This window comes from Tissierella pigra (genome assembly GCF_009695605.1).
Taxonomy (GTDB): domain Bacteria; phylum Bacillota; class Clostridia; order Tissierellales; family Tissierellaceae; genus Tissierella; species Tissierella pigra.
The window spans coordinates 1-19,393 of sequence record NZ_VUNQ01000020.1 but is presented as its reverse complement, the minus strand read 5'-3'; the positions used below and the strand labels follow the sequence as shown (position 1 = coordinate 19,393).

Here is a 19,393-nt window from a genome sequence, read left to right as displayed (position 1 = left end):
CATTAAAATTCGTATATTTCAGGTTGTTGAGCTTCGTGATTATGTTCTGCTCCACTATATACTTTTAATTTCTTAATCATATTTCTTCCTAAACTATTTTTAGGAAGCATTCCTTTTACTGCTAATTCAATAACCATTTCTGGTTTTTCTTCCATCATTCTTTTGTATGATATTTCTCTTCCTCCTCCTGGGTACCCAGTATGGTAGAAATGAGTTTTCTGTTCTAATTTTTTTCCAGTTAATTTGATTTTTTCTGCATTTATTATTATAACAAAGTCACCTGTATCTACATGAGGAGTATATATTGGCTTATTTTTACCACTCAATATTGTAGCTACTTCTGTAGCTAATCTTCCTAAGACTTTGTCTTCTGCGTCTATTACATACCATTTTCTATCAACTTCGTTTGTTTTAGCCATAAAGCTTTTCATCATTTTCCCTCCTTATCACAGCGTTGAGCAATAAAAAATTAAAAAAGTTCCGGGGCTTTTTTAAAACACTCTAATATATTCTAATACAAGTAATTACCTATGTCAAGACGTTTTTTGTCAATAAAAAACCTTTTCTAAAAATAATCCTTGTGGTGGTGCCGTATGTCCTGCTAATTCCCTATTTTTCTCTGAAATTATCTTACATAAATCCTCCACATTAAGTTTTCCAAATCCTATCTCTAATAAAGTACCTACTATTATTCTTACCATATTTCTAAGAAAGCTATTCCCTTCTATTTTAAAAATTATTAATTCATTTTCCTTTTCTTTTTCTATTGATATACTATAAATTGTTCTTATGGTACTTTTCACACTTGATTTAGCTGCCATAAATGAAGCAAAATCATGAGTACCTATTAAATATTTTGAAGCATCAATCATTTTATCAATATCTATATCATAAGGCACATAATAAGAAAAATTTCTATATAATGCCTTTGGAAGTTCTCCATTGTATACTATATATTTATATGTTTTCTTAGTGGCACTAAATCTAGAATTAAATCCTATATCCACTTCTTCTGAATCCATTATGGTTATATCATCTGGTAATAAAAATTTTAGTGCATATTTATATCTTTCTCCCGGAATCGTCGCATTTGTTATGAAATTAGCAACTTGTGCCAAGGCATGTACTCCTCCATCAGTTCGTCCAGACCCTATTAGTTTTATTTTTTCATTTGTTAATATTTCTAAAGCTCCTTCAAGTTTTTCTTGAATTGTAATTACATTATCTTGTCTCTGCCATCCTGCATAATTAGTTCCTTCATATTCAATAGTAAGCTTGATGTTTTTCATTTTATCTCCTATATATACCTTGTACTTATAATAAGACCAAAGAATATAGTCATAGATATTAATGACACTATATCTAGTTTCTTGAGCTTTAACTCATTTAATCTAGTCCTATTATCTCCACCTCTATAGCATCTTGCTTCCATGGCTGTAGCAAGTTCATCTGCTCTTCTAAAGGCATTTATAAATAAAGGAACTAAAAGAGGCACTAGATTTTTTGCTCGACTAAGGATATTTCCAGATTCAAAGTCAGCTCCTCTTGCCATTTGTGCCTTCATTATCTTATCTGTTTCTTCTAATAGAGTAGGGATAAATCTTAAAGCTATGGTCATCATCATAGCCAGCTCATGTGCAGGTAATCCAATTCTTTTAAATGGAGATAATAGCTTCTCTATTCCATCTGTTAAGGCTATGGGAGATGTAGTAAGAGTAAGAAGTGAAGTTCCTGTAATCAAAAAAATTAATCTAAGAGCCATAAAGGTAGCCAAGTATATTCCTTCTTTTGTAACTGTCAATGGCCCTAACTCATATAGTACTTCTCCTTTAGTCATAAATATATTTATCGAAAAGGTTATTAATATAATGAATAAAAGAGGTTTTATACCTTTTAAAATGAATTTTAATGGCACTCCTGATATTTTAACTGTTAGGAGGATAAATGCTACTATGAATATATAGGGTATAAAACTATTTACAAAAAATAATGATGCTATAAATAATGAAATTATAATTATCTTTATTCTTGGATCCAGTCTATGAATTATAGTGTCTCCAGGAAAATATTGCCCTATGGTTATATCTTTAAGCATCTTTTTTTCTCCTTAAAAACTTTAATATTTCTTCTTTAGCTTCATGAACTGTTAATATGTCATCATTAACATGGTTTCCTTTTTCTTTAAATATCTTCATAAATTTAGTTATTTGTGGAACTCCTAATCCCAAGTTTTCCAATTCATCAACTTTTTTAAATATCTCTCTAGGCTTTCCATCCATTTCTAGCTTTCCCCTGTGCATTACTAAAATTCTCTGCACAAGCTTTGCTATATCTTCCATACTATGGGATACAAGTATTATAGTAATCCCTTCCTTATCATAAAGTTTTTGAATTTCACCTAGAATTTCATCTCTACCATGAGGGTCTAATCCTGCTGTAGGTTCATCTAAAACCAGTATCTTAGGCTTCATAGCTATTACACCTGCTATGGCAACTCTCCTTTTTTGACCACCACTTAGTTCAAAAGGAGACCTATCCTTTAATGCTTCAAAATCTAATCCTACTAGCTCCATGGATTCCTTTACCCTTTTATCTACTTCATCGTCACTAAGCCCCAAATTCTTTGGTCCAAAGGCAATATCTTTATATATGGTCTCTTCAAATAATTGATGTTCTGGATATTGAAATACTAGACCAACTTTTTGTCTTATTTCCTTCAAATTAACATCTTTATCTGTAATATTTACTCCATCTATTATTATAGCTCCAGAACTTGGCTTTATTAGTCCATTTAAATGCTGAACTAATGTAGATTTTCCTGATCCTGTGTGACCTATTAGCCCTATGAATTCTCCTTCATTTATTTCCAAATTTATATTGTCTAATGCCTTTTTTTCAAAGGGAGTATTGGGATTATATATATAATTTAAGTTATTTATTTTCATAATCATAGTAATTCCACCAATTCTTCTATAGATATTATATCATCTTTTAAGTTGATCCCTGCTTTTCGTAATTCATATACTAATTCTGTTACCTGTGGTACGTCTAACCCTAATTCTTTAATTTTATCGACTTGTTTAAATATATTTCTTGGACATCCTTCCATAACTATTTGTCCTTGTTCCATAACAAGAATCCTATCAGCTTCTACAGCTTCATCCATATAATGAGTAATCAATATTATGGTTTTATTTTCATTTTTATTTAACTTTTTTATTGTATTCATTACTTCTATTCTGCCTATGGGATCTAACATGGCTGTAGGTTCATCTAAAATAATACAATCTGGATTCATTGCCAAAATCCCTGCAATTCCTACTCTTTGTTTTTGACCACCTGATAATAGATGAGGTGCATGTTTTTTGTATTCAGTCATTTCTACAACTTCTAGTGCTTTATCTACTCTAGCCCTTATTTCTTTAGGATCAATACCTAAGTTTTCTGGACCAAATGCCACATCTTCTTCTACTATTGTAGCAACTATTTGATTATCAGGGTTTTGAAACACCATACCTGCTTTTTCTCGTATATTCCATATGTTTTTTTCATCTTGAGTATCCATACCTGCCACATATACATTACCATTTGTAGGCATAATAAGACCGTTCATAAGCTTGGCCAATGTAGATTTACCTGAACCATTATGTCCAAGTATAACTAAAAATTCACCCTTTTTTACTTCTAAACTTATTTCTTTTACTGCCTGATGTATATTATCATCTATTAAGGATTTATATTCATAGGTTACATTATCTGCTTTTATCATTATATCACTCATTGTTATACCTCTATTTTTATATTATTTTCATACTATAATATAACATAAGGATACCCTTAATTCAATCTACAATTCATAATCTTATAGATTTACGGCATAAGTTTACCAATATATTTTAAAACTAAAATTGGTTTGCTCGCTGTGTTAGGTCATTTTCCACAGTCTCGAAGCTCAAATTCATTTACTCGCTATGCTCGTATAGATTTGGTTCTCGTTGCGTTTGACCTACTAAAGCTCACTATCGTTCGCTAAGTTAGGTCATTTGCCACAGTTTCGCAACTCAAATCTATTTACTCGCTATGCTCGTATAGATTTGGTGCTCATTGCGTTTGACCTACATCAGCTCACTGTCGTTCGCTGTGTTAGGTCATAAAATAAAAGGGACTAAGTTTAAACTTAATCCCCTACATTTATACTAGTTCTATTATAGCCATTTCTGCCCCATCTCCACGACGTGGTCCAACTTTTAATACTCTTGTATATCCACCATTTCTCTCTTGATACTTTGGTCCTATTTCATCAAATAATTTCTTCACTACATCTTCGTCATATACATAAGCTAGTACTTGACGTCTAGCGTGTAAATCCCCTCTTTTTGCTAAGGTAATCATTTTATCTGCCATTCTTTTTGTTTCCTTAGCTCTAGTAACTGTTGTTTCTATTTTTCCGGTTCTCAATAAAGATGTTACTAAATTTCTAAGCATTGCTCTTCTTTGATCTGTAGGGCGACCAAGTTTTCTTAATGTTGTCACATTTATCCCTCCTTCATGCCTTGTTACTCATCAGATTTTTTGAGACCTAATCCTAATTCAGCAAGTTTTCTTTGTACTTCCTCAAGGGATTTTTTACCAAGATTTCTTACTTTCATCATATCTTCTTCTGTCTTTTGTGTTAACTCTTCCACTGTGTTTATAGCTGCTCTCTTCAGACAGTTATAGCTACGAACTGAAAGATCTAACTCCTCCACAGTCATTTCAAGGACTTTTTCTTTCTTGTCCTCTTCTTTTTCTACCATTATTTCCACTTCACTAACATGTTCAGTTAGCCCAATAAAAAGATTTAAGTGCTCTGTAAGTATTTTTGCTCCTAAAGATGTAGCTTCATCTGGATTCATGGTTCCATTGGTCCATACTTCTAGAATCAATCTATCATAATCAGTGATTTGACCTACTCTCGTATTTTCCACAGTAAAGTTCACTTTTGTAACTGGAGTAAATGAGGAATCAACAGGTATAACACCTACTTGCTGCCCCTCTTTTTTATTCCTATCAGCTACTACATACCCTCTACCCTTTACTAATTCAAGCTCCATATATAGATTACCGTCTTCATTTATGGTAGCAATATGATGGTCCTTGTTGATTATTTCAACATCTGGACCTGTAATAATATCTCCTGCTGTTATAGTTTGAGAACCTTGTGCCTCTATTTTTAGAGTCACTGGTTCATCAACATATATTTTTGCAGCAAGACCTTTTATGTTTAAAATTATCTCTGGTACATCTTCTAATACCCCTGGTATAGTTGAAAATTCATGAAGTACTCCTTGAATTTTTATTGATGATACAGCTGCACCTGGTAGTGAAGATAATAGCACTCTTCTTAAGGAATTTCCCAAAGTTGTACCATAGCCTCTCTCTAGAGGCTCTACCATAAACTTTCCATAACTCTCATCATCACTCAACTCTAGAATTTCGATTCTTGGTTTTTCAATTTCTATCATTAACATTAACCCTCCTTAAAATTTGGTTTGTTAAAGTACGAGGGCAACTGATTTTATTATGAATACTATTATTTAGAATATAACTCAACGATTAAGTGTTCTTCTACTGGTATATCTATATCTTCCCTAGTTGGCTCAGTTACTATGCTACCCTTAAATTGATCAAGATCCACACTTATCCATTTAACAGTGTTGCCATTATGATTTTCAATTAGTGATTTTATTTTTTCACTACTTCTTGATTTCTCTTTTACTTGAATTGTATCTCCTGCTGAAAGGATTACAGATGGTATGTCTACTTTAGAACCATTAACTAAAAAATGACCATGTGTAACTAATTGTCTTGCTTCTGCTCTTGATGATGCAAAACCCATTCTATATACTACATTGTCTAATCTTAGTTCAAGTAATCTAAGTAAGTTTTCACCTGTGATTCCTTTAGCTTTATCTGCCATTAGGAAATATTTAACCATTTGAGATTCAGAAATTCCATAGAATCTACGAACTTTCTGTTTTTCTCTAAGCTGCATTCCATATTCTGTAACCTTTTTTCTTGATTGTCCGTGTTGTCCTGGAGCATAGTTTCTTCTAGTTATTGCACATTGTTCAGTATAACATTTATCTCCCTTAAGAAAAAGTTTCATACCTTCTCTACGACATAATCTACAAACTGGACCTGTATATCTTGCCATGTATTTTACACCTCCTATTAAACTCTTCTACGTTTTGGTGGTCTACAACCATTATGAGGAATAGGAGTAACATCTTTAATCATATTTACTTCTAATCCTGTTGCTTGTAAGGACCTAATAGCCGCTTCTCTTCCTGAACCTGGTCCTTTAACGAATACTTCTACACTCTTTAATCCGTGTTCCATAGCTTTTTTAGCTGCTTCTTCAGCTGCCTGTTGTGCTGCGTAAGGAGTAGATTTTCTTGAACCTCTAAAACCTAACTGTCCTGCACTAGCCCATGACAATACATTACCTTGTAAATCTGTTAAGGTAACCATAGTATTGTTAAATGTTGATGAGATATGTGCTTGACCTCTTTCTATATTCTTACGTTCTCTTCTTCTAACACGAGTCACTTTGCCTTTTTTAGCTGCCACTTAGTTTCCCCTCCTTTACCTACTTCTTCTTAGATACAAGTCTCTTTGGACCTTTTCTAGTTCTTGCGTTAGTCTTAGTTCTTTGACCTCTTACTGGAAGTCCTCTTCTATGTCTAACTCCTCTATAACAATTGATTTCTCTAAGTCTTTTAATATTTAGAGCTATTTCTCTTCGAAGATCGCCTTCTACATGGTAACCGTCTATAACAGCTCTTAAACTTGCTACTTCGGATTCTGTTAAGTCTTTTACTCTAGTATCTGGGTTAACACCAGCTTTTGTTAATATTTCATTTGATCTTGGTCTACCAATACCATATATATATGTTAAACCAACTTCAATTCTTTTGTCTCTTGGTAAGTCAACACCTGCTATTCTAGCCATTAATGTTTACACCTCCTAATATAATTCATCGCAAAATCAACCAGTTATTTACTAGCCTTGTTTTTGCTTGTGTCTTGGATTCTCACAAATAACCATAACTTTTCCATGTCTTTTGATTATTTTACATTTTTCACATATCTTTTTAACTGATGGTCTTACTTTCATTTAATTCCCTCCTATGCTACTTGTTTCGCCAGGTTATTCTACCTCTAGTTAAATCGTAGGGTGACAGTTCTACTGTTACCTTATCTCCAGGAAGTATCCTTATATAATTCATCCTTAGTTTTCCAGAAATATGGGCTAATATTTCGTGACCATTTTCCAGTTTTACTTTAAAAATAGCATTAGGTAAAGCATCTACTACTGTACCTTCAACTTCAATAATATCAGATTTAGACATTAGGTTTTTTAACCTCCTGTTCAAGCAAATTTAGAAATCCTTGTTAAAGGGTTCTAACAATTTTCGAATGTACGCATTATTTATCTTTACTTTGTTTTCTAATTTATACCCTAATTCGGGTAAAACTGTATTATAAACAATTAAGTGTTTCAACTTCTTCTGTTTTGGGTTGTCAAGCTTTCTTAAATTTCCATCTACAATCAATACATTTTGATTATCTATGACTTCTAATACTAAGAAAACTTTGCCTTTATCCCTTCCAGCTCTCGACTTAACCACTTGACCAATGGCTATGTCGTCACTTAAATCCATTATAAATTCACCTCTTTATAATAGCCTATTTACCGCTGGTTCCTTTAGAGAAAGGCTATGCCTTTCTCATTACCTATTAGTTAAAGCTTCTACTATAGTTTCATATACTTTGTCTATGGGCTTAGTCCCATCTACATTAAGTATTATGTCTTTTTTCTCATAATAATCAATTAAAGGTTGTGTTTGATTTTCATATACCTCTATTCTTGTAGAAACTGTTTCATGAGTATCATCATCTCTTTGGAATAGTTCTCCACCATCTATATCACATATGTTTTCAACTTTAGGTGGATTAAATGTAATATGGTAGGAAGCACCACATTTTTTACATATTCTTCTACCAACAGCTCTTTCAATTAAAATTTCCTTACTTGCTTGAATATTAACAACTTTATCAAGTTTTATACCCATTTTTGTAAGTTCCTTGTCTAAAGTTTCTGCTTGGTTAATAGTTCTTGGAAATCCATCTAGAAGAAAACCTTTTTCACAATCTTCTTTAGTTAATCTATCTTTGACAATTGAAACCACAAGTTCATCTGGAACTAAAAGTCCTTTATCCATATATTCTTTTGCCTTTGTACCTAACTCAGTACCTTCCTTTATATTGGCTCTAAATATATCTCCTGTTGAAATATGTGGTATATCATATTTTTTAACTATAGCTGATGCTTGAGTTCCTTTACCCACTCCAGGTGGTCCTAATAAAATCAATCTCACAACAATCGTCTCCTATAGTTTAATTTAAAAATCCTTTATAGTGTCTCATTAACATCTGAGCTTCCATTTGTTTAACTGTTTCTAATGCAACACCTACAACGATTATTATAGCTGTTCCACCGAAATTAACATTCATTCCAAATATTTTAGATAAAATAATTGGTAAAGATGCTAAAACTGCTAAAGCTAATCCACCAACAAAAGTAATTCTATTTACAACTTTACCTAGATGTTCTGATGTTGGTCTTCCTGGTCTAATCCCTGGAATAAATCCACCATTTTGTTGTAAATTCTTCGCATATTCTACAGTATTAAATTGAATAGCTGTGTAGAAATACGTAAAGAACATTATTAATGCTATATTTAATATAGAATATATCCACACTCCAACGCTTCCTTGTGGTGTTAGATATTTAGTTATCCATTCTGAAGGAGCTCCTTTTGTAAATAATGCTATTGTTTGTGGAAATGCTAGTAAAGATGATGCAAATATTACTGGCATTACACCAGCCATTGATACCTTTACAGGTATATGTGTGGATTGACCACCATACATTTTTCTTCCAACAACTCTCTTAGCATATTGGACAGTAATTCTTCTTTCTCCTTCTTGTAATGCAACTACAAAAGCTATGATAAATAAGAAAACTATACCAAAGATAGCTACTTTTATCACATTTAATTGACCTATTCTTACTAATCTAAATGTATTTATTAGGTCTGTAGGTAGTTTAGATATTATACCTATAAAGATAATAAGGGATATACCATTTCCTATTCCCTTCTCAGTTATCATATCTCCTAACCACATTAAAAACGCAGTACCAGCTATCATGGTGATTATTACTATTACATTTTGTAAAGCATTAGTAGTTTCTAATGCAGTACTAAATAATCCAAATGTAAATCCTACAGCTTGAATTAATGCCAAGCCAATAGCAGTATATCTAGTATATTTTGTTATTTTCTTTTTTCCTGCTTCCCCTTCTTTAGCTAATTCTTCTAATCTAGGAATAGCTATAGTAAGAAGTTGAATTACTATGGATGCAGTAATATATGGATAAATATTCGTTGCAAATATACTAAAGTTACTAAAGGTTCCACCGCCCATTAAATCAAGGAATTCTAAAATTCCACCTCTAGACTTTTCAAATAAATCTGCTATGATGACCTTATTCATATATGGTACTGGTATACTAGATCCTAATCTAAAAACCAATAACATCAATAATGTGAATATAATTTTCTTTCTAATCTCAGGTATCCTCCAGGCATTCCTTAAGGTTGAAAGCATTTATATCACCTCTACCTTTCCTCCTGCAGCTTCAATCTTCTCAGCGGCAGTTTTACTAAATTTTTGTGCCTGTACAGTAAGTTTGATGCTAATTTCTCCGTCTCCAAGTATCTTAACTCCATCTTTTGCTTTACCTTTTTTAACTATTCCTTCACTAAATAAAAGCTCAGGAGTAACAACTGTGTTTTCTTCAAATCTATTTAGTTCTTCAATATTTACTATAGCATATTCTTTTGCAAATATATTAGTAAATCCACGCTTTGGAATTCTTCTAAATAGTGGCATTTGACCACCTTCAAAGCCTGGTCTAACTCCACCGCCTGATCTTGCATTTTGACCTTTATGTCCTTTACCAGAAGTTTTACCAAGACCAGAACCGATACCTCTACCAAGTCTCTTCTTAGGTTTACTTCCTCCACCAGCATTTGGTCTTAAATCATTTAGTTTCATAGGTACACCTCCTTCTTTGCTTAATCTACTATTTCAACCATGTAGTCTACTTGATGTATCATACCTCTTATTTGAGGGGTATCATTCTTTTCCACTACCTGACCAATTTTTCTTAATCCAAGAGCCTCTATGGTTCTTCTGTGAGTTTCAGGTTTGCCGATAGGGCTTTTAACCAATTTAATTTTGATCATAGTCACTTTAAATCCCCCCTATCCTAATATTTCTTCTACAGTCTTTCCTCTTAGACGCGCAACATCTTCTGCTCTTTTTAATCCTTGTAGCGCTGCCATTGTAGCATTAACTACGTTTCTTGGGTTATTAGTTCCCAAACATTTTGTTCTTATATCTCTAATACCAGCTAACTCACATACAGCACGTACTGCTCCTCCAGCAATTACTCCTGTACCTTCTTTAGATGGCTTAAGTAATACTCTTCCTGCACCAAATTCTCCAATTATTTCATGTGGTATTGTAGTTCCAACAAGCGGAACTGATATTATGTGTTTTTTAGCATCTTGTATAGCTTTTCTAATAGCTTCAGGTACTTCTAATGCCTTAGCCATTCCTACTCCAACGTTGCCATTTTCGTCTCCAACAACTACTAAAGCGCTAAATCTAAAGTTTCTACCACCCTTTACAACTTTAGTAACACGGTTGATACTAACAACTCTCTCTTTTAATTCTAATTCACTTCCGTCTTTATATGAACGTTCCATTGATTCCCCTCCTTCTATTAGAACTTAAGTCCAGCTTCTCTTGCAGCTTCTGCAAGTTCTTTTACTCTTCCATGATAAATATATCCACTTCTATCAAATACTACTTCAGAAACTCCTTTTTCTAGTGCTTTTTTGGCAATAGCTTCTCCAACATTTTTTGCAGCTTCTTTGTTTTTTGTAGAAGTAAGATTTAAAGATTTGTCTAATGTGGAAGCTGAAACTAGTGTATTTCCTATTGAGTCATCAATTATTTGAGCATAAATATGGTTTCCACTCCTATAAACAGTAAGTCTTGGTCTTTCAGGAGTGCCATTGATTTTTTTTCTTACTCTTTCATGTCTTGCTTTTCTATTTTCATTTCTATTTATCTTTTTAAGCACGTATTTTCACTCCCTTCTACTTACCAGTCTTACCAACCTTACGTCTAACCACTTCGTTAGAGTATCTAATACCTTTTCCTTTATAAGGTTCAGGTTTTCTAAATTCTCTTATGTTAGCTGCATAGTTTCCTACCTGCTGTTTATTTATACCTTTAACTATAATCTTGTTAGTAGCAGGTACTTCTACTTCTATTCCTGCTGGATCTTCTAGTTCTATTGGATGAGAATATCCTAAAGTAAGTACTAGTTTCTTCCCTTGTTTTGCAGCTCTATATCCAGTACCTTCGATTTCTAAAGATTTTGAATAGCCTTCTGTAACTCCTACTATCATGTTTGAAATTAAAGTTCTTGATAAACCATGTAGAGATCTATGTTTTTTGTTATCAGTTGGTCTAGCAACTGTTAGCACACCATCTTCTATTTTGATTTCCATATCTGAACTTATTTTTTCAGCTAATTGTCCTTTTGGACCTTTTACTTCAACTATATTATTATCATTTATTTTAATTTCCACACCAGCTGGAATATTAATCGGTTTTAAACCTATTCTTGACATGAGTGCACCTCCTTCACGTAATTTAGTTATTTATTACCATACGTAACAAATAACTTCTCCGCCCACGCCTTCTTTTCTAGCAACTTTATCAGTCATTATACCACTAGAAGTAGAAAGTATTGCTATTCCAAGACCACCTAACACTCTTGGAATTTCATCAGATTTTACATAAACTCTAAGTCCTGGCTTAGAAATTCTTTTAATTCCAGATATAACTTTTTCATTATGTTTTCCATATTTTAAATCTACTCTTATAATACCTTGTTTCCCATCATCTATAACGTCAAAGCCCTTTATAAATCCTTCACTTAACAAGATTTGAGCTAATTCTTTCTTTATATTTGAAGCAGGAATATCAACAGAATCATGCTTTGCATTATTTCCATTTCTTATTCTCGTTAACATATCCGCTATTGGGTCTGTCATCATAATTTAGCTACCTCCTTTCATATACTTCTTACTACCAGCTCGCCTTTTTAACTCCAGGTATTTGACCTTTATACGCTAATTCTCTAAAACAAATACGGCAAACTCCATATTTTCTTAAATAAGCATGAGGTCTTCCACATATTTTACATCTATTATATTCTCTACTGCTGAACTTTTGTTTTCTTTGTTGTTTAACAACCATAGATTTCTTTGCCAAAAACTTTCCCTCCTTCTTTACTTTTTAAAGGGCATTCCCATTAGTGCTAAGAACTCTTTCGCTTCTTCGTCAGTGTTTGCTGTAGTTACGATTATGATGTCTAAACCTCTAATAGCCTCAACTTTATCATATTCGATCTCAGGGAATATTAACTGTTCTTTAATTCCTAATGCATAATTGCCTCTACCATCAAAGGAAGTTGCATTTACACCTCTAAAGTCTCTAACTCTTGGTAATGCAATATTCATAAGTTTATCTAAAAAGTGGTACATTCTATCTCCTCTTAGAGTAACTTTCGTACCAACACTCATACCTTCACGTAGTTTGAAGTTTGCTATTGATTTTTTAGCCTTAGTTATAACAGGTTTTTGTCCCGCTATCATTTCTAACTCTTTCACTGCTGATTCAAGTATTTTAGGGTTGTCTCTTGCCTCTCCGATACCCATGTTAATTACTACTTTTTCAAGCTTTGGCACTTCCATTATATTGCTATATTGGAATTTTTCCATCAGTGCATTTACTACTTCGTTATTATACTTTTCTATTAATCTGGAAGCCATTCCTATTACCTCCTCTCTGCATTAAATTATTTATCTAAAGCTTCTCCACATTTTTTACAAACTCTTACCTTTTTGCCATCTGACAATATTTTATGGCCTACTCTTACTGCTTTTTTGTCTTTATCACAAAAATACATTACATTTGATGAGTCTATTGGACCTTCCATTTTAACTATTCCGCCTGGAGCTGTAGGTCCTTGTGGCTTTTTATGTTTTGTCAGCATGTTTACGCCTTCAACTATTACCTTACTATCTTTAGGAAATACTCTTAATACTTTTCCTTTTTTTCCTTTATCTTTTCCAGCGATAACAACTACTGTATCTCCACTTTTTACGTGCATAGTCTACACCTCCTCCTATAGTACTTCCGGTGCTAAGGAAATTATTTTCATAAAGTTTCCTCTTCTAAGTTCTCTTGTAACAGGTCCAAATATACGAGTACCCACTGGGTTTTTATCGTCTTTTATAATAACAGCTGCATTATCATCGAATTTAATATAAGAGCCATCATTTCTTCTAACACCATGTTTTGTTCTTACAACAACTGCTTTAACTACATCACCTTTTTTAACAACTCCACCAGGTGTTGCTGTTTTTACAGTACAAATTACTATATCTCCAACTCTTGCGTACTTTTTATTTGTTCCACCTAATACTCTAATAACCAATACCTCTTTTGCTCCAGAGTTATCAGCTACTCTCATACGGCTTTCCGTTTGAATCATGCGAATACCTCCCTTCTGAGTTGAATAGCCTATTTAGCCTTTTCTACTATATTTACTACTCTCCATCTTTTATCTTTACTAAGTGGTCTGGTTTCCATTATTTTAACAACATCACCGATTCCACACTCATTATTTTCATCATGAGCTTTAAACTTAGTGGTTTGTCTTATTTGCTTTTTATATAAAGGATGTGTTACGAAAGTTTCAACAGCAACAACTACAGTTTTATCCATCTTGTCGCTTACAACATTGCCTATTCTAACCTTACGATTTCCTCTTTCCATCTAAGATTAAACCTCCTTTCCTATACCTAATTCTCGTTCTCTAACTATTGTTTTTACACGAGCTATATCTTTTCTTACTGCTTTTATTCTTAATGGATTGTCTAATTGACCAGTAGCCAATTGAAATCTTAAGTTAAATAATTCAGTTTTAAGTTCTGATAATTTATTATTTAATTCCGCTTCTGATAATTGGCGTACTTCTTTAATCTTCATTAGCTTCACCACCCTTTTCTCCTGCATCCTCACGAGTAACGAATTTTGTCTTTATTGGCAATTTATTCGCAGCTAGTCTCATTGCTTCTCTAGCATCTTCTTCTGATACTCCACTCATTTCAAATAAAATTCTACCCGGTTTAACAACTGCTACCCAATATTCTGGTGAACCTTTTCCTGAACCCATACGTGTTTCAGCAGGTTTCTCAGTAATTGGCTTATCTGGAAATACCTTAATCCAAATATTTCCGCCCCTTTTAACGTATCTTGTCATAGCACGTCTAGCAGCCTCTATTTGATTGGAAGTAATCCAAGTTGGTTCTAAAGCTTGTAATCCAAACTCTCCATAAGTAATTGTATTACCACGAGTAGCCTTACCTTTCATTCTTCCTCTATGAACTCTACGATATTTTACTCTTTTAGGCATTAACATTTTTATTTCCTCCTTCCTACGGAATTTATATTATTCTTCCACAGATTTCTCTACTTTTTCTTCTTTTTTAGTAGGAAGAACTTCACCTCTATATAACCATACTTTTACTCCAAGCTTACCATAAGTAGTGTTCGCTTCTGCAAAACCATAATCTATGTCCGCTCTTAATGTTTGTAGAGGTATTGTTCCTTCACTATATCCTTCAGTTCTAGCCATATCTGCACCGCCAAGTCTTCCTGACACTGCAGTTTTGATTCCCTTTCCTCCAGCTCTCATTGTTCTTTGAATCGCTTGTTTCATTGCTCTTCTAAATGAAACCCTTCTTTCAAGTTGAGAAGCTATGTTTTCAGCCACTAGTTGAGCATCTAACTCAGGAACCTTTATTTCTTCAACATTTATAACTACAGATTTCTTTGTTAATTTCTCAAGATTTAATCTTAGTTCTTCTACTCCTGAACCACCTTTACCTATAACCATACCAGGTTTAGCAGTATGAACTGTAACTTTAACTCTATTAGCAGCTCTTTCGATTTCAATCTTAGAAACACCAGAAATAAATAATTTTTTCTTTACATATTCACGTATTTTATTATCTTCAACTAGGTATTCATTAAAAGTTTTCTTATCCGCATACCATTTTGAATCCCAATCTTTTATTATTCCGACCCTTAATCCATGTGGGTTAACCTTTTGACCCATTAACTATCCCTCCTTTTCTAGTCTCTTTCTTTTACAACTACTCCTATATGACTACTTCTCTTTATTATTGGATAAGCCATTCCTCTTGCTTTTGGTCTAAATCTTTTCATATGTGGACCATCGTTTGCATAGGCATTATCCACATAAAGATTTTCTCTATCCATATTGAAGTTATTTTCAGCATTGGCAATTGCAGATGTTAGTACTTTTTCAAGAACTCTAGCACCTTTTTTAGGTGTAAATCTTAAAATTGATAAAGCTTCATCTACTTGTTTGCCTCTAATTTCTTTACATATGAAATTTACCTTTAGTGGTGAAATTCGTACATATTTGGCTATAGCTCTAGCTTCCACTATATTTCCCTCCTTCTCTCTTATCTTACACCAGATGACCTTTCGTTTTTATCAACATGAGATCTAAATGTTCTCGTTGGAACAAACTCACCCAGTTTGTGACCTACCATATCTTCAGTTATATATATAGGAACATGTTTTCTTCCATCATGTACTGCTATGGTGTGACCAATCATTTCCGGGAATATAGTTGAACGACGTGACCATGTTTTTACAACTTTTTTATCATTACTTTTATTTAATTCTTCTATTTTTTTAAGAAGATGATCATCACAAAATGGTCCTTTTTTTAGAGATCTACCCATGATTACTCCTCCTTTCAGATATTTAACTATTTAGTTCTTCTTCTCACGATATATTTGTCTGATTTTTTATTTTTCTTTCTAGTTTTTAATCCTAATGCAGGTTTACCCCATGGAGTTAATGGCGCAGGCATACCTATTGGCGCTCTACCTTCTCCACCACCATGTGGATGGTCTACTGGGTTCATGGCACTACCTCTAACAGTAGGTCTAATTCCCATATGTCTAGATCTTCCAGCCTTACCAATTGTAATAAGCTCATGAGATATGTTTCCTACTTGACCGATTGTTGCACGACATTCCATTCTAATTAATCTAAATTCTCCTGATGGAAGTTTAAGTTGTGCAAATTCACCTTCTTTTGCCATTAATTGAGCCGATGTTCCAGCTGATCTAACAAGTTGACCACCTTTTCCTGGTTTCAACTCAATATTATGAACATTTGTACCAACTGGCATATCTTTTAATTTCATCGCATTACCTATTTTAATATCTGCATTTTCTCCAGATTCTATCATATCTCCAACTTTTAAGTTATGAGGTGCAAGAATATATCTTTTTTCACCATCAACATAATTTATCAAAGCTATATTAGCCGTTCTATTTGGATCATATTCAATAGCTGCTACACGACCTGGTATTCCGTCTTTATCTCTTTTAAAATCTATTATTCTATATTTTCTCTTAGCTCCACCACCTCTGTGGCGAATAGTAATTCTACCTTGAGAGTTTCTTCCACCGCTTTTATTTAAATCCACTAATAGTGATTTTTCAGGCTCTTTTTTTGTTATTTCTTCAAAAGAAGATACTGTCATTTGTCTAAGTGCAGGGGAAGTTGCCTTAAATTTTCTAACGCTCATCGTTTTCCCTCCTTCTATAAAACTTTTATTCCATTCCTTCGAAGAACTCTATTCTCTTAGAATCTTCAGTTAGTTTTACTATAGCTTTTTTCCAATCTGGTCTTTTACCTGAATGAACACCTTGTCTCTTTACTTTACCAAGCATATTCATTGTACTAACCTTTTCAACTTTAACACCGAATATAGTCTCTATAGCTTTTTTAACCTCAGCTTTGTTTGTTCTTTTATCAACAACAAAAGTATACTTACCGTATGCCATATCATCCATACTTCTTTCAGTTATTACTGGTCTAATTATAATATCGTGTGGATTACGCATTATGCATACACCTCCTCCACTTTTCTTACTGCATCTTTAGTTATAATAAATGAATTGTATTTTAATATATCATAAACATTTAAAGTATTAACAAGAGCAGTTTGTACATTTGGAATATTATTCGCTGATTTTATAACGTTATCATTTTTCTCACCCATAACTATTAGCGCTTTCTTATCTGCATTGATTTTAGTTAAGAAATTAGCCATATCTTTAGTTTTCGGTGCATCAAATTTTATATCATCAATTACTATTATCTCATTATTTAAAACTTTTGAAGTTAAAGCTGACTTCATTGCAAGTCTTTTAACCTTTTTAGGTACTTTATAGCTATAATCTCTTGGTTTCGGTGCAAATGTAACTCCACCACCTGAGAAATGAGGGGCTCTAATACTTCCTTGACGAGCTCTACCTGTACCTTTTTGTCTCCAAGGCTTTCTTCCACCGCCTCTTACTTCTGCTCTAGTTTTAGCAGACTGAGTTCCTTGTCTCTTATTAGCAAGTTGATTCTTTACTACTTCATAAACTACATGTTGGTTTACTTCAATACCAAATATATTTTCATTTAATTCGATTTCTTCTACTTGTTCTCCTAACATGTTGTAAACTTTTACCTTAGGCATTTTGCATCCTCCTTTCCGCCTTAATTATTACTTTTTAACCGTTTCTTTTATAGTTACTAAACCTTTTTTAGGTCCTGGCACTGCACCTTTTATAAGTATTAGATTTTTTTCAGCATCCACTCTAACTATTTCAAGATTTTGAACAGTTACTCTTTCATTACCCATTCTTCCAGCCATTCTATGACCTTTAAATACTCTTCCTGGATAAGTACCTGCTGACATACCACCTGGCGCTCTATGGAATTTAGAACCATGTGATTCCCTTCCTCTACCAAATCCATGTCTTTTTATAACACCTTGAGTTCCTTTACCTTTAGAAGTACCAGTAATATCGATTAAGTCTCCCGCTTCAAATACATCCGCTTTTATTTCTTGACCTATTTCAAATTCATCTGGATTTTCCACTCTAAATTCTCTTAAGTATTTTTTGTATTCAAGGTTCCCTTTGTCAAAATGACCTTTTGCTGGCTTATTCATTCTTTGTTCTTTTATATTTTGGAATCCAACTTGGATTGCGTTATATCCATCATTTTCAACAGTTTTTTTCTGCACAACAACCAATGGACCAGCTTCAATTACAGTTACTGGAACAATAGATCCATCTTCTTTGAAGATTTGAGTCATACCAATCTTCTTTCCTATCATATTTTTCATACTTGCACCTCCTATTATCTTACAGCGGATTACTTACGTAATCATATAAACAATTATGATCTTATTTCAATATCTACCCCTGCAGGTAAATTTAATTTCATAAGTGAGTCTACAGTTTTTTGATTTGGATTTAAGATATCGATCAATCTCTTATGAGTTCTTTGCTCGAATTGCTCTCTAGAATCCTTGTACTTATGAACAGCTCTTAATATTGTTATTATTTCTTTTTCAGTTGGTAGCGGTACTGGACCTGATACAGTAGCACCTGTTCTTTTAGCAGTTTCAACTATTCTTTGAGCTGATGCATCTAAAAGTTCATGATCATAAGCTTTTAATCTAATTCTTATTTTTTGTTTACCATTGTTTGACATTTAATTCCCTCCTTTTATCGCATGCTGTTTTTTTACATGCGACGTGGGGTTGCCGATACACACTTCCGGGTGTGTTGTTATTTTTTTTTAACTTTTTCACCCATGACAACTCCAGTCGCCCGATTTTTAACCGGACATTCTCAGCAAAAATTCCCTGCTTTTAACAGCCACCTTTTGCATCATCGCAATGTCTTAATTTGAACACTAATACATTTTATAACATGATTAATAAAAACTCAAGCCTTTTTTTCAAAATATCTTAGTTTTTTTGTTTTTTTACATATTTATATATTTAGCAGGGGCTTAAAATTTTATAACCCCTGCTAAATCTAAAAATTATGCAAGAACTTTAGTTACAACTCCTGAACCTACTGTTCTTCCGCCTTCACGAATTGAGAATCTTAGTCCTTCTTCTATTGCTATTGGAGTAATTAATTCTATTGTGAATTTTGCATTATCTCCTGGCATTACCATTTCTACGCCTTCTTCTAATTTGATATCGCCTGTTACGTCTGTTGTTCTGAAATAGAAT

Annotated in this window: 37 protein-coding genes; all 37 read right to left on the bottom strand. The window is 33.2% G+C overall.

The annotated features are described in order from the left end of the window. Nucleotides 1–2 precede the first annotated feature (2 nt). Nucleotides 3–431 (bottom strand): 50S ribosomal protein L13, encoded by a 429-nt coding sequence (rplM, locus tag FYJ83_RS10345; protein WP_154440301.1) that lies wholly within the window; start codon nt 429–431, stop codon nt 3–5. Nucleotides 432–548: 117 nt separating this feature from the next. Further along, nucleotides 549–1,289 (bottom strand): tRNA pseudouridine(38-40) synthase TruA, encoded by a 741-nt coding sequence (gene truA, locus FYJ83_RS10340; RefSeq protein WP_154440299.1) that lies wholly within the window; start codon nt 1,287–1,289, stop codon nt 549–551. A gap of 8 nt (nt 1,290–1,297) precedes the next feature. After that, entirely contained in the window at nt 1,298–2,095 is a 798-nt protein-coding gene (locus FYJ83_RS10335) for an energy-coupling factor transporter transmembrane component T family protein (RefSeq protein WP_154440297.1), read from the bottom strand. Further along, the gene (locus FYJ83_RS10330; RefSeq protein WP_154440295.1) at nt 2,088–2,951 is read right to left on the bottom strand and encodes an energy-coupling factor transporter ATPase; all 864 of its coding nucleotides are present in this window, start codon (nt 2,949–2,951) and stop codon (nt 2,088–2,090) included. Before FYJ83_RS10330 ends, FYJ83_RS10335 begins: the two co-directional genes overlap by 8 nt. After that, entirely contained in the window at nt 2,948–3,769 is an 822-nt protein-coding gene (locus FYJ83_RS10325) for an energy-coupling factor transporter ATPase (protein WP_216585917.1), read from the bottom strand. The genes FYJ83_RS10330 and FYJ83_RS10325 overlap by 4 nt, the downstream gene beginning before the upstream one ends. Before the next feature lie 422 nt (nt 3,770–4,191). Further along, nucleotides 4,192–4,533, bottom strand: a complete 342-nt coding sequence (gene rplQ, locus FYJ83_RS10320) for a 50S ribosomal protein L17 (RefSeq protein ID WP_216584929.1) — start codon at nt 4,531–4,533, stop codon at nt 4,192–4,194. Nucleotides 4,534–4,556: 23 nt separating this feature from the next. Beyond that, a complete protein-coding gene (locus FYJ83_RS10315) occupies nt 4,557–5,504 on the bottom strand; it encodes a DNA-directed RNA polymerase subunit alpha (protein WP_154440291.1) in 948 nt (315 codons plus the stop codon). A gap of 68 nt (nt 5,505–5,572) precedes the next feature. Further along, a complete protein-coding gene (rpsD, locus tag FYJ83_RS10310) occupies nt 5,573–6,196 on the bottom strand; it encodes a 30S ribosomal protein S4 (protein WP_154440290.1) in 624 nt (207 codons plus the stop codon). 17 nt (nt 6,197–6,213) lie between these two features. Then, a complete protein-coding gene (gene rpsK / locus FYJ83_RS10305) occupies nt 6,214–6,612 on the bottom strand; it encodes a 30S ribosomal protein S11 (protein WP_216584928.1) in 399 nt (132 codons plus the stop codon). Between the two features lie 19 nt (nt 6,613–6,631). Then, nucleotides 6,632–6,994 (bottom strand): 30S ribosomal protein S13, encoded by a 363-nt coding sequence (gene rpsM, locus FYJ83_RS10300; RefSeq protein WP_154440288.1) that lies wholly within the window; start codon nt 6,992–6,994, stop codon nt 6,632–6,634. A gap of 51 nt (nt 6,995–7,045) precedes the next feature. Continuing rightward, nucleotides 7,046–7,159, bottom strand: a complete 114-nt coding sequence (rpmJ, locus tag FYJ83_RS10295; protein WP_072976919.1) for a 50S ribosomal protein L36 — start codon at nt 7,157–7,159, stop codon at nt 7,046–7,048. Nucleotides 7,160–7,175: 16 nt separating this feature from the next. Continuing rightward, nucleotides 7,176–7,394, bottom strand: a complete 219-nt coding sequence (gene infA, locus FYJ83_RS10290) for a translation initiation factor IF-1 (RefSeq protein WP_154440286.1) — start codon at nt 7,392–7,394, stop codon at nt 7,176–7,178. A 30-nt stretch (nt 7,395–7,424) separates the two neighbouring features. Further along, a complete protein-coding gene (locus FYJ83_RS10285) occupies nt 7,425–7,706 on the bottom strand; it encodes a KOW domain-containing RNA-binding protein (RefSeq protein ID WP_154440284.1) in 282 nt (93 codons plus the stop codon). Nucleotides 7,707–7,775: 69 nt separating this feature from the next. Continuing rightward, a complete protein-coding gene (locus tag FYJ83_RS10280; RefSeq protein ID WP_216584927.1) occupies nt 7,776–8,423 on the bottom strand; it encodes an adenylate kinase in 648 nt (215 codons plus the stop codon). A gap of 19 nt (nt 8,424–8,442) precedes the next feature. Beyond that, nucleotides 8,443–9,717: a preprotein translocase subunit SecY gene (gene secY / locus FYJ83_RS10275; protein WP_154440282.1), complete on the bottom strand. Its 1,275-nt coding sequence runs from the start codon at nt 9,715–9,717 to the stop codon at nt 8,443–8,445. Beyond that, complete coding sequence (gene rplO / locus FYJ83_RS10270) at nt 9,718–10,167, bottom strand: 50S ribosomal protein L15 (RefSeq protein WP_154440280.1); 450 nt, start codon at nt 10,165–10,167, stop codon at nt 9,718–9,720. 20 nt (nt 10,168–10,187) lie between these two features. Beyond that, nucleotides 10,188–10,364, bottom strand: a complete 177-nt coding sequence (gene rpmD, locus FYJ83_RS10265) for a 50S ribosomal protein L30 (RefSeq protein ID WP_216584926.1) — start codon at nt 10,362–10,364, stop codon at nt 10,188–10,190. A 12-nt stretch (nt 10,365–10,376) separates the two neighbouring features. Next, on the bottom strand, nt 10,377–10,883 hold the full coding sequence (gene rpsE / locus FYJ83_RS10260; RefSeq protein WP_154440278.1) for a 30S ribosomal protein S5: 507 nt from the start codon (nt 10,881–10,883) through the stop codon (nt 10,377–10,379). A gap of 17 nt (nt 10,884–10,900) precedes the next feature. After that, nucleotides 10,901–11,263 carry a 50S ribosomal protein L18 gene (gene rplR, locus FYJ83_RS10255; RefSeq protein ID WP_216584925.1) on the bottom strand — a complete coding sequence of 121 codons (363 nt, stop codon included), beginning with the start codon at nt 11,261–11,263 and terminating at the stop codon, nt 10,901–10,903. 16 nt (nt 11,264–11,279) lie between these two features. Next, a complete protein-coding gene (gene rplF, locus FYJ83_RS10250; RefSeq protein ID WP_154440276.1) occupies nt 11,280–11,819 on the bottom strand; it encodes a 50S ribosomal protein L6 in 540 nt (179 codons plus the stop codon). A gap of 33 nt (nt 11,820–11,852) precedes the next feature. Next, nucleotides 11,853–12,248, bottom strand: coding sequence for a 30S ribosomal protein S8 (rpsH, locus tag FYJ83_RS10245; protein WP_154440274.1), 396 nt, complete (start codon nt 12,246–12,248; stop codon nt 11,853–11,855). 31 nt (nt 12,249–12,279) lie between these two features. Further along, the gene (locus FYJ83_RS10240) at nt 12,280–12,465 is read right to left on the bottom strand and encodes a type Z 30S ribosomal protein S14 (protein ID WP_154440272.1); all 186 of its coding nucleotides are present in this window, start codon (nt 12,463–12,465) and stop codon (nt 12,280–12,282) included. 17 nt (nt 12,466–12,482) lie between these two features. Next, entirely contained in the window at nt 12,483–13,025 is a 543-nt protein-coding gene (gene rplE / locus FYJ83_RS10235; protein ID WP_154440270.1) for a 50S ribosomal protein L5, read from the bottom strand. Nucleotides 13,026–13,051: 26 nt separating this feature from the next. Then, entirely contained in the window at nt 13,052–13,366 is a 315-nt protein-coding gene (rplX, locus tag FYJ83_RS10230; protein WP_154440269.1) for a 50S ribosomal protein L24, read from the bottom strand. 15 nt (nt 13,367–13,381) lie between these two features. Then, nucleotides 13,382–13,750, bottom strand: coding sequence for a 50S ribosomal protein L14 (rplN, locus tag FYJ83_RS10225; RefSeq protein ID WP_154440267.1), 369 nt, complete (start codon nt 13,748–13,750; stop codon nt 13,382–13,384). A 29-nt stretch (nt 13,751–13,779) separates the two neighbouring features. Beyond that, nucleotides 13,780–14,034 carry a 30S ribosomal protein S17 gene (gene rpsQ / locus FYJ83_RS10220; RefSeq protein ID WP_154440265.1) on the bottom strand — a complete coding sequence of 85 codons (255 nt, stop codon included), beginning with the start codon at nt 14,032–14,034 and terminating at the stop codon, nt 13,780–13,782. A 6-nt stretch (nt 14,035–14,040) separates the two neighbouring features. After that, nucleotides 14,041–14,247, bottom strand: coding sequence for a 50S ribosomal protein L29 (gene rpmC / locus FYJ83_RS10215; RefSeq protein WP_154440263.1), 207 nt, complete (start codon nt 14,245–14,247; stop codon nt 14,041–14,043). Then, on the bottom strand, nt 14,237–14,680 hold the full coding sequence (rplP, locus tag FYJ83_RS10210) for a 50S ribosomal protein L16 (RefSeq protein WP_154440261.1): 444 nt from the start codon (nt 14,678–14,680) through the stop codon (nt 14,237–14,239). The genes rpmC and rplP overlap by 11 nt, the downstream gene beginning before the upstream one ends. Nucleotides 14,681–14,710: 30 nt before the next feature. Continuing rightward, on the bottom strand, nt 14,711–15,379 hold the full coding sequence (gene rpsC, locus FYJ83_RS10205) for a 30S ribosomal protein S3 (RefSeq protein WP_154440259.1): 669 nt from the start codon (nt 15,377–15,379) through the stop codon (nt 14,711–14,713). A gap of 17 nt (nt 15,380–15,396) precedes the next feature. After that, on the bottom strand, nt 15,397–15,732 hold the full coding sequence (gene rplV / locus FYJ83_RS10200; RefSeq protein ID WP_216584924.1) for a 50S ribosomal protein L22: 336 nt from the start codon (nt 15,730–15,732) through the stop codon (nt 15,397–15,399). A 20-nt stretch (nt 15,733–15,752) separates the two neighbouring features. After that, nucleotides 15,753–16,037, bottom strand: coding sequence for a 30S ribosomal protein S19 (gene rpsS / locus FYJ83_RS10195; protein WP_154440257.1), 285 nt, complete (start codon nt 16,035–16,037; stop codon nt 15,753–15,755). 26 nt (nt 16,038–16,063) lie between these two features. Next, entirely contained in the window at nt 16,064–16,894 is an 831-nt protein-coding gene (gene rplB / locus FYJ83_RS10190) for a 50S ribosomal protein L2 (RefSeq protein WP_154440255.1), read from the bottom strand. A 25-nt stretch (nt 16,895–16,919) separates the two neighbouring features. Beyond that, a complete protein-coding gene (gene rplW, locus FYJ83_RS10185; RefSeq protein WP_154440253.1) occupies nt 16,920–17,213 on the bottom strand; it encodes a 50S ribosomal protein L23 in 294 nt (97 codons plus the stop codon). After that, nucleotides 17,213–17,836, bottom strand: a complete 624-nt coding sequence (gene rplD, locus FYJ83_RS10180) for a 50S ribosomal protein L4 (protein WP_154440251.1) — start codon at nt 17,834–17,836, stop codon at nt 17,213–17,215. Before rplD ends, rplW begins: the two co-directional genes overlap by 1 nt. A 27-nt stretch (nt 17,837–17,863) precedes the next feature. Further along, entirely contained in the window at nt 17,864–18,490 is a 627-nt protein-coding gene (gene rplC, locus FYJ83_RS10175; RefSeq protein ID WP_154440249.1) for a 50S ribosomal protein L3, read from the bottom strand. A gap of 53 nt (nt 18,491–18,543) precedes the next feature. Continuing rightward, a complete protein-coding gene (gene rpsJ / locus FYJ83_RS10170) occupies nt 18,544–18,861 on the bottom strand; it encodes a 30S ribosomal protein S10 (protein ID WP_072976851.1) in 318 nt (105 codons plus the stop codon). A 336-nt stretch (nt 18,862–19,197) separates the two neighbouring features. Then, nucleotides 19,198–19,393: EF-Tu C-terminal domain-related protein (locus tag FYJ83_RS10165; protein WP_459443307.1), on the bottom strand; the 196-nt coding region annotated here is incomplete at its 5' end.

Coding starts and splice junctions, on each gene's coding strand:
- rplF (WP_154440276.1), bottom strand. CDS start 11,819: ATGTCAAGAATAGGTTTAAAACCGATTAATATTCCAGCTGGTGTGGAA.
- secY (WP_154440282.1), bottom strand. CDS start 9,717: ATGCTTTCAACCTTAAGGAATGCCTGGAGGATACCTGAGATTAGAAAG.
- FYJ83_RS10325 (WP_216585917.1), bottom strand. CDS start 3,769: ATGATAAAAGCAGATAATGTAACCTATGAATATAAATCCTTAATAGAT.
- rpmJ (WP_072976919.1), bottom strand. CDS start 7,159: ATGAAAGTAAGACCATCAGTTAAAAAGATATGTGAAAAATGTAAAATA.
- FYJ83_RS10330 (WP_154440295.1), bottom strand. CDS start 2,951: ATGATTATGAAAATAAATAACTTAAATTATATATATAATCCCAATACT.
- rplB (WP_154440255.1), bottom strand. CDS start 16,894: ATGAGCGTTAGAAAATTTAAGGCAACTTCCCCTGCACTTAGACAAATG.
- rplP (WP_154440261.1), bottom strand. CDS start 14,680: ATGTTAATGCCTAAAAGAGTAAAATATCGTAGAGTTCATAGAGGAAGA.
- truA (WP_154440299.1), bottom strand. CDS start 1,289: ATGAAAAACATCAAGCTTACTATTGAATATGAAGGAACTAATTATGCA.
- rplW (WP_154440253.1), bottom strand. CDS start 17,213: ATGCGTAATCCACACGATATTATAATTAGACCAGTAATAACTGAAAGA.
- rplE (WP_154440270.1), bottom strand. CDS start 13,025: ATGGCTTCCAGATTAATAGAAAAGTATAATAACGAAGTAGTAAATGCA.
- rpsJ (WP_072976851.1), bottom strand. CDS start 18,861: ATGTCAAACAATGGTAAACAAAAAATAAGAATTAGATTAAAAGCTTAT.
- rpsC (WP_154440259.1), bottom strand. CDS start 15,379: ATGGGTCAAAAGGTTAACCCACATGGATTAAGGGTCGGAATAATAAAA.
- infA (WP_154440286.1), bottom strand. CDS start 7,394: ATGTCTAAATCTGATATTATTGAAGTTGAAGGTACAGTAGTAGATGCT.
- rplO (WP_154440280.1), bottom strand. CDS start 10,167: ATGAAACTAAATGATTTAAGACCAAATGCTGGTGGAGGAAGTAAACCT.
- rplM (WP_154440301.1), bottom strand. CDS start 431: ATGAAAAGCTTTATGGCTAAAACAAACGAAGTTGATAGAAAATGGTAT.
- rpsE (WP_154440278.1), bottom strand. CDS start 10,883: ATGGAACGTTCATATAAAGACGGAAGTGAATTAGAATTAAAAGAGAGA.
- rpsS (WP_154440257.1), bottom strand. CDS start 16,037: ATGGGTAGATCTCTAAAAAAAGGACCATTTTGTGATGATCATCTTCTT.
- FYJ83_RS10315 (WP_154440291.1), bottom strand. CDS start 5,504: ATGATAGAAATTGAAAAACCAAGAATCGAAATTCTAGAGTTGAGTGAT.
- FYJ83_RS10335 (WP_154440297.1), bottom strand. CDS start 2,095: ATGCTTAAAGATATAACCATAGGGCAATATTTTCCTGGAGACACTATA.
- rplD (WP_154440251.1), bottom strand. CDS start 17,836: ATGCCTAAGGTAAAAGTTTACAACATGTTAGGAGAACAAGTAGAAGAA.
- rpmC (WP_154440263.1), bottom strand. CDS start 14,247: ATGAAGATTAAAGAAGTACGCCAATTATCAGAAGCGGAATTAAATAAT.
- rplX (WP_154440269.1), bottom strand. CDS start 13,366: ATGCACGTAAAAAGTGGAGATACAGTAGTTGTTATCGCTGGAAAAGAT.
- FYJ83_RS10285 (WP_154440284.1), bottom strand. CDS start 7,706: ATGGATTTAAGTGACGACATAGCCATTGGTCAAGTGGTTAAGTCGAGA.
- rplN (WP_154440267.1), bottom strand. CDS start 13,750: ATGATTCAAACGGAAAGCCGTATGAGAGTAGCTGATAACTCTGGAGCA.
- rplC (WP_154440249.1), bottom strand. CDS start 18,490: ATGAAAAATATGATAGGAAAGAAGATTGGTATGACTCAAATCTTCAAA.
- rpsM (WP_154440288.1), bottom strand. CDS start 6,994: ATGGCTAGAATAGCAGGTGTTGACTTACCAAGAGACAAAAGAATTGAA.
- rpsH (WP_154440274.1), bottom strand. CDS start 12,248: ATGATGACAGACCCAATAGCGGATATGTTAACGAGAATAAGAAATGGA.
- rpsQ (WP_154440265.1), bottom strand. CDS start 14,034: ATGGAAAGAGGAAATCGTAAGGTTAGAATAGGCAATGTTGTAAGCGAC.
- rpsD (WP_154440290.1), bottom strand. CDS start 6,196: ATGGCAAGATATACAGGTCCAGTTTGTAGATTATGTCGTAGAGAAGGT.